This is a genomic window from Leptospira wolffii serovar Khorat str. Khorat-H2, assembly GCF_000306115.2.
Classification (GTDB): Bacteria; Spirochaetota; Leptospiria; order Leptospirales; family Leptospiraceae; genus Leptospira_B; species Leptospira_B wolffii.
Map to the genome: position 1 here is coordinate 102,713 of NZ_AKWX02000023.1, position 12,697 is coordinate 115,409.

The window sequence follows — 12,697 nt, forward strand, 5'->3', positions numbered from 1 at the left end:
GGATCTTACTTCTTAGGATCCGTTTTTCCTTTATCGAGCAGGGTCATTTCGAAGATTTTAGTATATTTTAGAAAATTATAATAAAATCCCATAATGGCGAGTATGAGTCCTCTTCTGCCGTCCATAAATCCGAAACGCACGAAATACATCCAAAAAGATTTGTAACTCGCCTCTAAAAGCGCTAAGAATAGTCCGGATCTTTTTCCTTTTCCGAATTTTTCCAATGCGGCGAGTTCCGAGTATCTGTTGATGAAGTTCACATGATCGTGAAGGCTTGCATAAGAATAATGTAATACCGGATTTTCGAGTTTTTTCCTTTTTCCTTCCAGCTTTACGGCTTCGTGGACTTTGCCGCCTACGAATTGCCCTTTGGATTTCTGGAATAATCTCACTCGATAGTTCGGATACCAGCCCCCGTGGCGTATCCATTTGCCCATATACATGGTCAGTCTGGGGATCAAAAAGCCGTCTTCTTTCGGGACGGTTTGGAAAAGACCTTTAATTTCCTCTTTTAATTGGGACGAAATCTCTTCGTCGGCATCCAGTGTTAGGATCCAGGGAAATTTTGCGAGACCGATCACATGATTCTTCTGGGAAACGTAATCGTCGAATTTTCTTCTGACTACCTTGGCTCCTTTCTTTTTCGCAAGAGCTTCCGTTTTGTCCTTGGACCCGGAATCCAATACGATGATCTCGCTTACGAAATCCAGGGAAGAGAGGCATCTCTCAATATTATCCTCTTCGTTTAACGTAATGATGCATGCGGAGATAGGTAGGGTCATCTAAGCGCGGGAAAAATCCTTGTCTCTGACCGACTTGAAATTCGGAGTCAAAGGAATCTCCAGTCTGGCGACGGTGGAATCCTTGCGTATGATGATCCTGAAAAAGGAAGGATCGATTCCTTCCGCCTTGAGCATGATCAGAATGAGTGCGAGTCCTAGGCCTGCGCCTTCGGTATTGTCGGCATTGTCCATATAGAACTGGGCGATATCTCCGTACTGCATTCCCTTCTCTAATTTTTCTCTCAGGGATTTTTCCTCTTCCAAGGTAACGGGAGTATTATTCGTGACTTCGATCCGGATTCCGTCCATGGAATAGTCGAAGTTGATCAAACAGAAGTAGCCGCGCTTTTTGGATTTTTGTCCGTATTCTTCCGCCATCGCCTCGGAAAAAAGTCCTTTGTATTCCGAGACTCCTTTTTTGTAGTCCGCGGAATTATCCAGGTCGTATCCTTTTTCCTCGAAGAAGATTCTTTTTTGGTTTGCTTTGCAGGCGTTGATTGATAATTCTTTAACGATAGTATAAACCGTGGGAACGAGGGTCGGATACGTGACCTTATCCAGGATCAATTCGATCGCTTGCTGGATATGTTCCTCTACGGATCTTGTTATCCTGTGGGTCTTGAGAGAAAGGATTCTACCGTTCTCGATTGTAAGCCGGATATTGTCTGATATATCTCGGATTTCCTGACCCATTACCTTGAACTTTTCGGAACTCGATTTGTTTGTCAAGAGACTCATTTTACGGAATCTAAAAAAGGACCGCCCGAGCCCGAACTCTCGGCAAATTTTCCTCATTCTACTCTTTCCGATTTTCCTAATTTTTTCAGGGAACTTGGAAGCTCAGTCCTGGTCTTGGACCGGAGCTTATGTTCTCGAACCCGAGACTTTGGAGTACGTCGGGCCGGTTCAAATTTCCGTAAAGGACGGAATCGTAGAAAAGATTTCTCCTTCTTCTGCTACCAAAGACGCTGCGTTCATTTTACCCGGATTTTGCGACGCTCATACCACCCTGGGAGCGAATTCTCTGGGAGGAGGGAAGGATCGCCAAGAATTGGAAACCGATTTGAGGCAATTCTTATTACACGGTTTCACTCATATACAAAGCGTAGCGGATCCTCAATGGGCCGAGGAAGTGGCGGAAACTAGAAAAAAGAAATCCCTCTATCCTAGAATCTCCGTATTTCCGCCCGTATGGATCGCGAACTCCAAAGAATTGGAGGGAAATCAATCCAGTGCGTACAGAATTCTAAAATCTCCCGAAGAAGCGATGCGAGCAGCTTCCGTTCGAGGCAAAGGAAAAGCGCATTTATTCCTTCGATACAACGAAGGAGATTCCTTCACGGTCGACGGGAGACTATTATACAGAATGAGAAGCCAGGCCGAAAAAGTCGGCCTGGAAATATCCGTCTCCACATTCGGAGAAGAATTCGCAGTTTGGGAAGCGCTCTCTTCAGAGATCAAAACGCTTTTCCATCCGATTCCGGAATTACCTTCCATTCTTCCAGTAGCCAAGAATTTAACGAAACAGACATGGGCCCCTCTCTTCGGAATCTATTATATAAGAAAGGAAGTGGGAACTCCTACATTTTCGGAAGAATGGGACAGATGGACCGCCTGGAGTCCGCAGTTCCAAGCCAGATTTCCGTCTAAGGAATGGATCTCTTCGCTTTCTCCGCTTTCCGAGTCGGAAAAATCCGAAGCGGATAAGGAATACGATTCCTATCTTGCCTTTCTAAAGGCCAGGAAGAATCTGTCCTTAAAGATCCTCTTGGGCTCCGGTTCGGGACATTATCTTTCCTTTCCCGGGATTTCCGGATGGAAGGAACTCAGGATTCTCTCCGATATTCTCGGACCGAAAGAGGCGTTGCGAGCCGCGACGGAAACTACCTGCTCTTATCTAAATTCTCCTCATGAAGGAAAGATCCGAGTGGGAAAGCCGGCGCATCTTCTCATTTTTAAGGAAGACCCGATGCAGAATTGGGATAAGCTAAAGAGCCTGAAGACGGTCGTTACGGAGAAGGGAAGGACCGAGATCCCTTCTACGGAGAAGAAATCAAAATCTAAAAAATAAATCGCTCGGATTTCCGGAAATCGACTCGGCCAATCGATTCCGGAGACCGCCGGAAAAGAAAGAGGCAGAACTATGAAGGACTCCGAAAAAGAACTCTTCCAAAAATTACTAGACGAAAGTTTCCGTAAAAAAGCTTCCCTGGAGACGGGCGCAAAAGTAACCGCAGTAGTAACGAGCGCAAAAACGGATTATGTTTTTATAAAGGTAAAAAATGCGGGAATATCAGGAATTATCTTAGCGGAAGAATTCGCCGAGGCTCCCGCCATAGGACAGGAGATAGAAGCCTATTTCTTGCGCGAGGCTTCCGGAGATCAGTATTTCACCATCTGTATGGACGGAGATACGATCACTAAGGATCTGATTTCAGTCGCTCATTCTTCCGAGATCCCGGTACTCGGACATATAGTCGGAGAGAACGATGCCGGCGTAGAGGTCAAGTTAGGCGAACAGATCGGATTCTGTCCCTTCTCCCAATTGGATCCGGAACTTAAAAAACAAGGCGCCGTGGTCGGTAAAAGAGTACGTTTTCTAGTCTCCGAATTGGGTGCCAAGGGCAAGATCATCGTGTCCCAGAAGAAAATCGCGGATAAGGAAAGAGAAGCCAAGATCTCCGTACTAAAGGGAGAACTGAAACCGGGAATGTTCGTAACCTGTCGGGTCAAATCCGTGCATCCTTTCGGATTGATTGTGGAGGCGGACGGACTTACGGCCCTTGTTCCTACGTCCGAAGCGACTTTCAAAAAGAACCCCGATCTATCCAAGGATTTCCATCCAGGACAGGTACTGAGAGCCAAGGTCCTAAAATTGGATTGGGAAGAGAATAAACACAGCTTTACAGTTAAGGATTTTCTAAAGGATCCTTGGGCCCAAAACGTTCCTTTCAAAGAAGGGGATCTGGTCACTGGAATCGTGGAAAGTATAAAACCGTTCGGAGTCTTTTTAAAATTGAACGAGAATTTTTCGGGACTGGTTCCGAATCGGGAAACCGGATTGCAAAATAGAATTCCCGCCGCTCAGCATTTCAAGGTGGGAGAATCCCTCTCCGCTTTCGTGACCGAAGTGAATCTCGCAAAACGCCAGATTTCCCTTTCTCTCGTGAAAGCAAAGGAAGTGCAGGAAAGATTGGATTATAGCGGGTATCTTTCCGAAGAGACTAGTTCCACGGGTTCTTTCGGAGCCATTCTTGCAAAATCCTTAAACAAGGGTCAAAAGAAGAATTAAGAATGTCTCTCCGGATCGCCTTGTATCGTCCCGAGATTCCTCCGAATACGGGAAATATCGCGAGGCTTTGCGTGGCGCTGGGAGCCGAATTGCATATCGTCGGCAAACCCGCCTTCGAAATGACTGAGAAAGCGGCTAGACGCGCGGGACTGGACTATTGGGATAAGCTGAGCCTAACGCTTCATTCCGATTGGTCCGGTTTTGCGGAAACTCTCCCTTCCGGATCCAATTTATATTTGGTTTCCACAAAAGGAGACACTTCCTACACGACTCCTCATTACTCTAAGGACGATACGTTCCTATTCGGAAACGAAACTTCCGGACTTCCATCCGAAATTTTTCAATCCTCCGTTTCCAAGCAGGTTATTCGGATTCCGATGGAAGAAGATTGCAGGTGTTTGAACCTGAGCAACGCCGTCGCCGTGGTCGCTTATGAAGCGCTGCGACAAATCCGGAATTGGTGAAACGGAAACTACCCGTCGAAAAAAATCGGATTTACACTCCCCGAAAAAAAAAGTCCTATGGAAAAATATGGGAATGTCCTTTTCCCTAGGAGAGATAGAGGCCCGTATTAGGGAACTCCTAGCAAACGGTGTAACAGGAAATTCCCAGGATTTCCTCTCGTGGATACGTATGGATACTATACGTAGATTGAGAGAGGAGCCCGTCTATCCTTCCGAATGGGTCTTAAAAATCTTGGACGATCTGGTCGCTTCCAAGGACGCCGCCAAAGGAAAACTGGATCCTAGAGAATACACTCTCTCCCCCGATTCCCCTCTTCGAAAGAAGCCTTCCAAAAAAGAAGAATATTTAATTTTAGGTAAAACCGAATTCCAACCCATGCAATACGTGCGTAGCCGTATGGAATCCTTCCTTCGAAATAATAAAGTGGACGAGGATTTGATCGTGGACCTGACCATCGGCTCCATCGAAGCGGTGGAGAACGCGGTAAAATACGGAGACGGAGGTTCCGTCGAAGTATCCTATTCCATAGAAAGGGAGAATTTGTTCAAAATCCGACTGGTGAACAATCTCCGGGAACTCAATTTGGAAGAGGACATAGAGCGCGGAAAATTCTCCTCCACCGCCACCCTCATGCGTGGAATGATGGTCATGCAGAAATTATTCGATAAAATGGATCTTGAGATTTTGGAAGATAAAAGACAGGCCTTGTTTATGGCCGAAAAAATTCTTCCGAAGTAAACGATCCGATTTTTTCCCGCTTTTATTTTCCGATTTCGGGTCTTTTATCTAAGAATATGTCTGCGATTTTCAAAATTCATTCTCCGTACAAAGCTGCGGGAGACCAGGTACAAGCCATCGATAAGATCGCGTCCTCCTTCCAATCGGGAGAGAAGAAGGTCACGTTGGTGGGAGTCACCGGTTCCGGTAAGACCTTCACCATGGCCCAGGTGATCGCTCATTTGGGTCTTCCTACACTTGTACTTTCGCATAATAAGACTTTGGCGGCCCAGTTATTTAGGGAATTCAAGGAGTTCTTTCCCGAAAACGCGGTAGAATATTTCGTTTCCTATTACGATTATTACCAACCCGAGGCGTATGTTCCCTCTTCTGATACCTTCATAGAGAAGGACATGTCCATGAACGAGGAGATAGACAAGCTTCGTCTGAGAGCCACTTCTTCTCTTTTGGAAAGAGACGACGTGATCATAGTGAGTTCCGTCTCTTGCATATACGGTTTGGGTTCTCCAGAAGAATATGTGAATTCCGTTGTCGCCTTGAAGAAGGGAGATACGATAGATCGGGACCAAGTGATTCGAAAACTCATCCATATTCAATACAATCGTAACGATACGGATTTCTCCCGAGGTAATTTCAGGGTCAGAGGGGATTCCATAGAAGTCTATCCCGCATATCATACCGACGGAATTCGGATCGAGTTTTTCGGAGACGATGTGGATGCGATTTCCCGTATCCATCCAGTGACCGGGCAGGTTATAGCCAGACAGGAAAAATGTTTTATCTATCCCGCCAAACACTTCATCATGTCCACTCCTTTGATAAAGGATGCGGTTACTCGGATCAAGGATGAGATGGCGGAACAAGAAGCCAAGTTCACGAAAGAGAATAAGTTTCTTGAAGCCCAAAGGATCGTATCCCGTACGAATTACGATATGGAAATGCTCCAAGAAATGGGATACTGCAACGGAATAGAAAATTATTCTCGTCATCTCACCGGTAGAAAGGAAGGAGAGAGACCGGCCTGTCTCATCGATTATTTTAGAGGAGATTTTCTTCTTATCGTGGACGAGTCTCATGTTACGATCCCCCAAGTAGGAGGAATGTACGCGGGAGACAGGGCGAGAAAGCAGACTCTCGTGGATTTCGGCTTTCGTCTTCCCTCCGCTTTGGACAATAGACCCTTGAACTTTACGGAATTCGAATCCTTGACTCCGAATACTCTGTACGTCTCCGCGACTCCCGCCGAGTACGAGTTGGAAAAGAGTAAGACGGTCGTGGAGCAAATCATTCGTCCTACCGGACTTTTGGATCCTATGGTGGAGGTCCGTCCTACCAAGAATCAGGTGGAGGATCTGCTTGTAGAGATCCGCAAAAGAATGGATGCGGGAGAAAGAGTCTTAGTTACCACCCTGACCAAAAAAATGGCCGAGGACCTTACCGATTATTATAGAGAGTTGGGTATCAAAGTCTCTTATTTGCATTCGGAAGTGGACACTCTGGAAAGGGTGGAAATCATCCGGGATCTGAGAAAAGGGATCTACGACGTTTTGGTAGGAATCAACCTGCTCAGGGAAGGTCTGGATATTCCGGAAGTTTCTCTCGTAGCGATTCTGGACGCGGATAAGGAAGGTTTCTTGAGGAATTATAAATCCTTAATACAGACCATCGGCCGTGCGGCGAGGAACGTGAGCGGGACCGCTGTACTATATGCGGACAAGATGACGGACTCCATGAAAAAGGCGATCGAAGAGACCAAACGAAGACGCCAAATCCAGGAAGAGCATAATCAGAAATACCGGATATCCCCTACGACGATCCGCAAGCAGATCGGAGATATCATCGAAAGAACCGAGAAAGATCTGACTCCGGAAGAATCCGCTTCCGAGGAAATAGACAAGAAATTCCGAGAAAAGAATTTCTCCTCCAAGGAAGAGATGAAGGAACGAGTTCGGGAAGAGATGCTCAAGGCTGCCAAGGAATTGGATTTCGAAAGGGCGGCCCTATTAAGGGACAAGATGTTGTCCATCAAATGAGGCTTTTTAGATGATCACGGAAATTACGATAGCGATCACCACGATTATCAGCTTGTACACTCTTTACAAGGATCAGAATCTATTGGATAAGCTGATACTGCGTCCGTATAGGGATTCTAAGGAAGGAAACTACTACACTCTCGCAACTAGCGGTTTCGTTCATGCGGATTTGCAGCATTTGATCTTTAATATGATCACTCTGTATTTTTTCGGACAAGCGGTGGATAATGTATTGGGAGCTACGGGGTTTATGGGATTGTATTTGGCGAGCATTCTTGTGGCCAATTCAGTCTCCTACTTTAGGCATAAGGACGATCCGAATTTCGGGAGCCTCGGCGCTTCCGGCGGTACTTCGGGGATCGTATTCGCTTCGATCTTATTTTTTCCTTACTCTAAGATATTCTTCTTTTTGATTCCGGTTCCGATACCGGGGCCTCTTTACGCATTGTTTTATCTGGCTTATTCCTACTACGCTTCCAAAAATTCCCAGGATGGAATCAATCATGACGCTCATTTTTACGGAGCTTTAACGGGACTTGCGGTCGCGATCTTAGCGAGACCGGAATCGGTGGAGAGATTTTTGCTCTATTTGGCGGGGATTTTTCTGTAGGATTTTTCCGAAGCGACATCCAGTTTGAATCGCTTCGGAACTTCGGTAAAAGAAAGGATCAGCCGCCTTTTGCGATCTTTTCCTGTATGAATTTTTTGTATTTATCGCTTCCGAAGCTTACGTCCAGGCGGATAATTTCCGGAGCTAAGTAAGGATGCTTTTTCATAATATATTCTTCGATTCCAGGGTATTGATCCGCTTTCGCCTTCAATAGGATTTTATTCTCCGAATCTATGGTCAGTTTTCCTTCCCATTGATAGAGTAGGGCCACCTCGGGAAAGATAGTACCGCTTACGATTAGGCCAAGTTGGAGCATGTCCGCGATGTACTCCTCGGCTAGATCCCGATCCGCCAAAGTAGTGAAGACTAATATTTCTTGGGATGAAGACATTCGATTTCCTCCGAAAGAAAGGAAGATAGTAAGCCTTCTTTCTTTGTCCACTCTTTTCCCTAGCTCGTGACCTTTGAGAATCATCGTATCGATGTACGGAGCGCTGCCCCAAGCGATTGCAAATAGTTATGTCGATACAGGGAAGCTGCCCCGAGTGATTCGAAGCAATCTTATCGAGGGGGCTCGGAATAATTTCCTTTTCCGGAATTCGGCATCGATCCGCCGGAACTAGGGGGATCGAAATTATCGCAGACGTTTCTGCATTTACCCACGCAGTCCCAACGCTTCCGATCCACTGTCACTGCGGTAAAGACTGTCTCCACTTTCGGAGGAGGAAATTCTTTCCAACATTTGTCTTTACAATTGCTGTATAGTACGGTGCAACTTCTTGCGGAAGAACCGCTTTGTCCGGAGAGAATCTCGAAGGTTTCCTGGTCGTCTTTGCCCGACTTACCGGCTTTACCTTTGCGCTTCAACTCGGATTTGCTTAAGTTCGACTCCTCCGGATCGGGAGTCTCCTCTAAGGTCGCTCTTTCTTTGCCGTTAGGACCGCTGCCTTGACTCCAATCCACGGCGAAATAGCATTGGGACCAAAAGAGGGAGCCAAAAAGAAGAAAGGATAGAATAAGGAGTCTTCTGTAGGACAAAATTCAATTCCTTAGGTTCATGCTCCGAAGATATATAGGAGAGGCAAGGAAAGAAAGCACCGTTTTTCGGAAAACTAACCCGTTGGGATTAGCGGGCCGATTTGTCGCTTAACAAACGAATATCCCCTTTTTGAGCGATTTTCTCGAAAAAAGAATGGGAAAAAAATTTCCAAAATCCGTCTCATTCGGATTGAAAGACGAATACAGTCTAATAGGTTAGTTGGAAGGGATCTACATAGGTCCCTAACGTAACGGATGATGGAGGTTCGAGTGATTCAATTCCTACCTAAATTGCCAGCAAAACGTCTCCTTATTTTTCCCTTATTTATTCTATTCTTATCCAATTGTAGCGCTTTGAGTTGGGGCTGGGTCAAGCTTCCGAGCGGAGTGGGTTGGGAGCAACCGGGCGAACTGGATCGCAATCCGGTGGAAGGCTTCACCGTTCTTTTTCCGGAAGAGGCGGGATTGGATTCTACCCCTCTAGTCGAGCTTTCTAAGAAATTCAGAAAAGATAAGACCGAGGTTCGATCTCTTCTGATTTTAAAAGACGGACACCTGGTCTTCGAAAGATACGCGGGCGGAATATCCAGAAATCATAATCATAATATGTATTCGGTAACCAAATCGGTTACTTCTCTTCTATTAGGAATTTGTTATTCTAATTCCTGCGGAGTGGATTTGGACGAAAGTCTCGCTTCCGCCGAATCCATTCTTCCGGGTTTACTCCCTTCGGAATTGAACGGAAAGGAGTCCATACGCTTGAAGGATGCGTTACGCATGAGTTCTGGGATGGGCTGGGATTCATTTCCTAAAAAAGAAGAGATCCGGACGGATGCGGATCCTTTAGCGATCGCATGGACGCCGATCGTATCCTCTCCCCCCGGAACGAAATTCGAATATTCCAACGGGGATTCCCAATTGGCTGCCGGCTATCTGGAAGCGAAATCGGGCAAGAGTCTGTACGAATACGCTAAGAATACCGCTTTCCAGTGGTTGAATATCCGAGGAGAAGAATGGTACACCTCTTCCTCCGGCCGACAAACGGGCGGATTCGGTCTGAGACTGAGACCCATCGATATGGCCAAGATCGGACAGTTGTACTTGGACGGGGGCAAATGGGGCGGCCGTCAGATTCTAAGACCGGAATGGATCGCCTGGACTTTGGAGCCGGGTGTGGACAAAAAATACGGTCTGCAATTTTGGCTTTCGGAATTCGAAGGTAAGTCTTCCTTCATGGCCAACGGAAAGGGAGGACAGTTCATTTATGTTATCCCACATCGTAGAATGGTCGTGGTCATGACTAGCGCCATTTGGGACAAGGCTCCGGATACCGTTTTACAATCCGTTTTGGACGCAGTGAAGAGTTCTCTACATTCTACCGATAAAATCCAGTCCCAAGAGAAGGAAATGGCCCTCATCAAGGAATTGAAGATCGCTCATAAGACTTCCCTGGACCCTAGATTAAAAGAAGGTGCGGATGAAACAAGGATTGCGGCGGAACCGGGTATGAAGCAAAATCATCCTTAGATGAAGACCGTTCTCATTCCTATTCCGCAAATCGATTTCGATCCCACCGAAGTATCCGTTCCTTGGAAAATCCTAAAGGATCACGGGTACAAGATCCAATTCTCCACGCCCACCGGAACTCCAGGATCAGCAGACCCTCTTATGGTGACAGGTAAAGGATTGGGGATACTCTCTCCCGTTCTTAGAGCCAGAAACGAAGACGTCGCAGTTTATAGAGAATTAGAAAAATCGAATGAATTTCTGACTCCTAAAAAATACGGTTCGGTAAAACCTGATTCTTTCGATGTGCTTCTTCTTCCCGGAGGTCACGCCAAAGGGATGAGAACTTATCTGGAATCGGAGGAACTTCAGGCGCTTGTGGGAAAGACTTTTGCGGACAAAAAGCCGGTGGCTGCGATCTGCCACGGAGTATTATTGGCGGCCAGGTCCAAGAATCCCAAGACGGGTAAATCCTCCCTTTCGGGAAAGGAAACAACCGGATTATTGAAATCCCAAGAGTTATTGGCCTGGAATTTGACACGAGCTTGGCTGGGGGATTACTACAGGACTTATCCGACTCCGTTGCAAGATGAGGTTCAATCTCTTTTGGATTCCCCCGATCATTTTATAGAAGGGCCTCTTCCCGTTTCCAGAGATAGTTTCTCGAATATTAAACCGGGGTTCACTCTAAGGTCGGAAAATTATCTCTCCGCTCGATGGCCGGGGGATGCTCATAGATTCGGACGAGAACTTCCCCAATTCTTCGGTTAAACGGGAGTTTTTGATTTTCTCCCGGTTCCCCGGACGAAAGCTGTCCAAAGAAAGGGAATACACGGATAGGACAGCCCAGAGAGTCGATGAGTTCTAAAGAACGTTATATCTATTTGGATGTGGGGGATACTCTTCTAACGATGAAGAGACCTGCCGGAGAAGTTTACTTCGAAGTACTGAAGGAATTCGGCCTCGGAGGAGAGAAATTCCCCCCCGGTTTTATGGAGAGAGCCTTTCGAAAAGCGTACGCTCATATGACTAGGGTTCCTCTACCGGAGCATAGGGACAAATTTCACGCTCATGTCGACGGAAGCGAGGGATGGTGGAGGGATCTTCTAGGGTTCTTCTTAAAAGAAATCGGTTCCGACCTGGAGCCGGATCCCATCTTCCAATCCATATTCAGAAAATTTGATGAACCTTCCGTCTGGGAGGTAGACCCCGGATTTTTGGAATTGCTGGATTTCGCGAAGAAGAACGATTTCGGTTTGGGTATCATATCCAATTGGGACCATAGATTGAAGCAGTTGCTGTCCAGCGTGGGTGTTCTACACCATTTCGATCCGGTTTTAGTTTCGGCGGAATTCGGTTACGAGAAACCTTCCCCTTTGATCTTCGAGGCTGCGGAGAAACTGTCCGGTTTATCCGCCGACAAATTAGTGTATTGCGGCGATAAGGTGGAGTTGGATATTATTCCCACTCGCGCTCGAGGATGGACCGCTTTTCATAAACACCCCGACGGAGACATCCGCGATTTAAGCGAGTTGGTTTCTCGCCTTCATTTCTAAGCAAGGATCCGTTCTTATTTTTTCGTTTTCCGCCGCCTAGCTACTGTTCCTTCGCGTCTAAGAACAGTCTCATTCTTATGAAAAAAATCCGAATCCTTGCGGTATCAGGAAGCCTCCGAGGGCGTTCCTTTAACACGGCGTTGCTGAAAGCGGCTCAAAAACTTGTTTCCGGAGAAACTGAAATCGTTTTCTCATCCCCTTTGGATCGTCTTCCATTCTTTAACGCCGATTTGGATACGGAAAATCCTCCCGAATCGGTTCGAACTTGGAGAGGAGAATTAAAGTCTGCGGACGCCGTACTAATTGCGAGTCCGGAATATGCGTTTGCTATTCCGGGAGTCTTGAAAAACGCGTTAGATTGGATCGTCTCCAGTGCGGAATTGTACGGAAAACCAGTCGGCCTCATCAACGCATCTCCGGGTTACGGAGGAGCCTCCAAGGTGCAGGAGATGCTCGTTCAATTATTGAAGGTATTAACCGCCAGACTGAACGACGAGTGTTTATTGAGAGTCGCTTCCGTAAACAAGAAGATCAACGCGGAAGGTTCCATAACGGATCTAAAAACGGAGGAAGAATTAAGAATCTATCTCAGAAACCTGGAGAAATTTTCCCGTGACTCGGCGGAAAGTGCTTTCCTGAAATAAGGGTCGGAGCCGATTCTTGTGGGAACTTTGCCC

At 46.5% G+C, this 12,697-nt stretch carries 14 protein-coding genes; 10 read left to right on the forward strand and 4 right to left on the reverse strand.

Going from position 1 to position 12,697, the window contains the following annotated elements:
* Window positions 1–5: 5 nt before the first annotated feature.
* Together LEP1GSC061_RS18550 and LEP1GSC061_RS18555 are read right to left on the reverse strand one after the other, a co-directional pair.
* Window positions 6–782, reverse strand: coding sequence for a glycosyltransferase family 2 protein (locus LEP1GSC061_RS18550; RefSeq protein WP_016547145.1), 777 nt, complete (start codon window positions 780–782; stop codon window positions 6–8).
* Entirely contained in the window at window positions 783–1,475 is a 693-nt protein-coding gene (locus LEP1GSC061_RS18555; RefSeq protein WP_016546975.1) for an ATP-binding protein, read from the reverse strand.
* Between the two features lie 25 nt (window positions 1,476–1,500).
* Here LEP1GSC061_RS18555 and LEP1GSC061_RS18560 point away from each other — a divergent pair, with 25 nt between their 5' ends.
* From LEP1GSC061_RS18560 to LEP1GSC061_RS18585, 6 genes are all read left to right on the forward strand, one after another.
* On the forward strand, window positions 1,501–2,853 hold the full coding sequence (locus tag LEP1GSC061_RS18560) for an amidohydrolase family protein (RefSeq protein WP_016547383.1): 1,353 nt from the start codon (window positions 1,501–1,503) through the stop codon (window positions 2,851–2,853).
* 72 nt (window positions 2,854–2,925) lie between these two features.
* On the forward strand, window positions 2,926–4,074 hold the full coding sequence (locus LEP1GSC061_RS18565; protein WP_016547200.1) for a S1 RNA-binding domain-containing protein: 1,149 nt from the start codon (window positions 2,926–2,928) through the stop codon (window positions 4,072–4,074).
* A 2-nt stretch (window positions 4,075–4,076) separates the two neighbouring features.
* The gene (locus tag LEP1GSC061_RS18570) at window positions 4,077–4,538 is read left to right on the forward strand and encodes a tRNA (cytidine(34)-2'-O)-methyltransferase (protein WP_016547250.1); all 462 of its coding nucleotides are present in this window, start codon (window positions 4,077–4,079) and stop codon (window positions 4,536–4,538) included.
* A gap of 73 nt (window positions 4,539–4,611) precedes the next feature.
* Entirely contained in the window at window positions 4,612–5,277 is a 666-nt protein-coding gene (locus LEP1GSC061_RS18575; RefSeq protein WP_040510110.1) for an ATP-binding protein, read from the forward strand.
* 56 nt (window positions 5,278–5,333) lie between these two features.
* Window positions 5,334–7,310, forward strand: coding sequence for an excinuclease ABC subunit UvrB (uvrB, locus tag LEP1GSC061_RS18580; protein WP_016547123.1), 1,977 nt, complete (start codon window positions 5,334–5,336; stop codon window positions 7,308–7,310).
* A 10-nt stretch (window positions 7,311–7,320) separates the two neighbouring features.
* A complete protein-coding gene (locus tag LEP1GSC061_RS18585) occupies window positions 7,321–7,920 on the forward strand; it encodes a rhomboid family intramembrane serine protease (RefSeq protein WP_016547461.1) in 600 nt (199 codons plus the stop codon).
* A gap of 58 nt (window positions 7,921–7,978) precedes the next feature.
* On the opposite strand, the gene cutA is transcribed toward LEP1GSC061_RS18585, so the two are convergent.
* Complete coding sequence (cutA, locus tag LEP1GSC061_RS18590; protein WP_040510111.1) at window positions 7,979–8,311, reverse strand: divalent-cation tolerance protein CutA; 333 nt, start codon at window positions 8,309–8,311, stop codon at window positions 7,979–7,981.
* 170 nt (window positions 8,312–8,481) lie between these two features.
* The gene (locus tag LEP1GSC061_RS18595; protein WP_016546929.1) at window positions 8,482–8,958 is read right to left on the reverse strand and encodes an LIC_10730 family protein; all 477 of its coding nucleotides are present in this window, start codon (window positions 8,956–8,958) and stop codon (window positions 8,482–8,484) included.
* 255 nt (window positions 8,959–9,213) lie between these two features.
* Between LEP1GSC061_RS18595 and LEP1GSC061_RS18600 the strand changes: the two genes are divergently transcribed.
* From LEP1GSC061_RS18600 to LEP1GSC061_RS18615, 4 genes are all read left to right on the forward strand, one after another.
* Complete coding sequence (locus LEP1GSC061_RS18600; protein ID WP_016547002.1) at window positions 9,214–10,485, forward strand: serine hydrolase domain-containing protein; 1,272 nt, start codon at window positions 9,214–9,216, stop codon at window positions 10,483–10,485.
* Window positions 10,486–11,235 carry a type 1 glutamine amidotransferase domain-containing protein gene (locus LEP1GSC061_RS18605; protein WP_016546973.1) on the forward strand — a complete coding sequence of 250 codons (750 nt, stop codon included), beginning with the start codon at window positions 10,486–10,488 and terminating at the stop codon, window positions 11,233–11,235. It begins immediately after the preceding gene.
* An 86-nt stretch (window positions 11,236–11,321) separates the two neighbouring features.
* A complete protein-coding gene (locus LEP1GSC061_RS18610) occupies window positions 11,322–12,020 on the forward strand; it encodes an HAD-IA family hydrolase (RefSeq protein WP_016547043.1) in 699 nt (232 codons plus the stop codon).
* Window positions 12,021–12,097: 77 nt separating this feature from the next.
* A complete protein-coding gene (locus LEP1GSC061_RS18615) occupies window positions 12,098–12,664 on the forward strand; it encodes an NADPH-dependent FMN reductase (protein ID WP_016547319.1) in 567 nt (188 codons plus the stop codon).
* Window positions 12,665–12,697 lie beyond the last annotated feature (33 nt).

Bases quoted from the DNA above. Each gene is read 5' to 3' on its own strand.
- LEP1GSC061_RS18585 (WP_016547461.1), top strand. From the start codon at position 7,321: ATGATCACGGAAATTACGATAGCGATCACCACGATTATCAGCTTGTAC.
- LEP1GSC061_RS18555 (WP_016546975.1), bottom strand. From the start codon at position 1,475: ATGGGTCAGGAAATCCGAGATATATCAGACAATATCCGGCTTACAATC.
- LEP1GSC061_RS18575 (WP_040510110.1), top strand. From the start codon at position 4,612: ATGTCCTTTTCCCTAGGAGAGATAGAGGCCCGTATTAGGGAACTCCTA.
- LEP1GSC061_RS18550 (WP_016547145.1), bottom strand. From the start codon at position 782: ATGACCCTACCTATCTCCGCATGCATCATTACGTTAAACGAAGAGGAT.
- LEP1GSC061_RS18565 (WP_016547200.1), top strand. From the start codon at position 2,926: ATGAAGGACTCCGAAAAAGAACTCTTCCAAAAATTACTAGACGAAAGT.
- LEP1GSC061_RS18600 (WP_016547002.1), top strand. From the start codon at position 9,214: ATGATGGAGGTTCGAGTGATTCAATTCCTACCTAAATTGCCAGCAAAA.
- LEP1GSC061_RS18605 (WP_016546973.1), top strand. From the start codon at position 10,486: ATGAAGACCGTTCTCATTCCTATTCCGCAAATCGATTTCGATCCCACC.
- LEP1GSC061_RS18570 (WP_016547250.1), top strand. From the start codon at position 4,077: ATGTCTCTCCGGATCGCCTTGTATCGTCCCGAGATTCCTCCGAATACG.
- uvrB (WP_016547123.1), top strand. From the start codon at position 5,334: ATGTCTGCGATTTTCAAAATTCATTCTCCGTACAAAGCTGCGGGAGAC.
- cutA (WP_040510111.1), bottom strand. From the start codon at position 8,311: ATGTCTTCATCCCAAGAAATATTAGTCTTCACTACTTTGGCGGATCGG.
- LEP1GSC061_RS18615 (WP_016547319.1), top strand. From the start codon at position 12,098: ATGAAAAAAATCCGAATCCTTGCGGTATCAGGAAGCCTCCGAGGGCGT.
- LEP1GSC061_RS18610 (WP_016547043.1), top strand. From the start codon at position 11,322: ATGAGTTCTAAAGAACGTTATATCTATTTGGATGTGGGGGATACTCTT.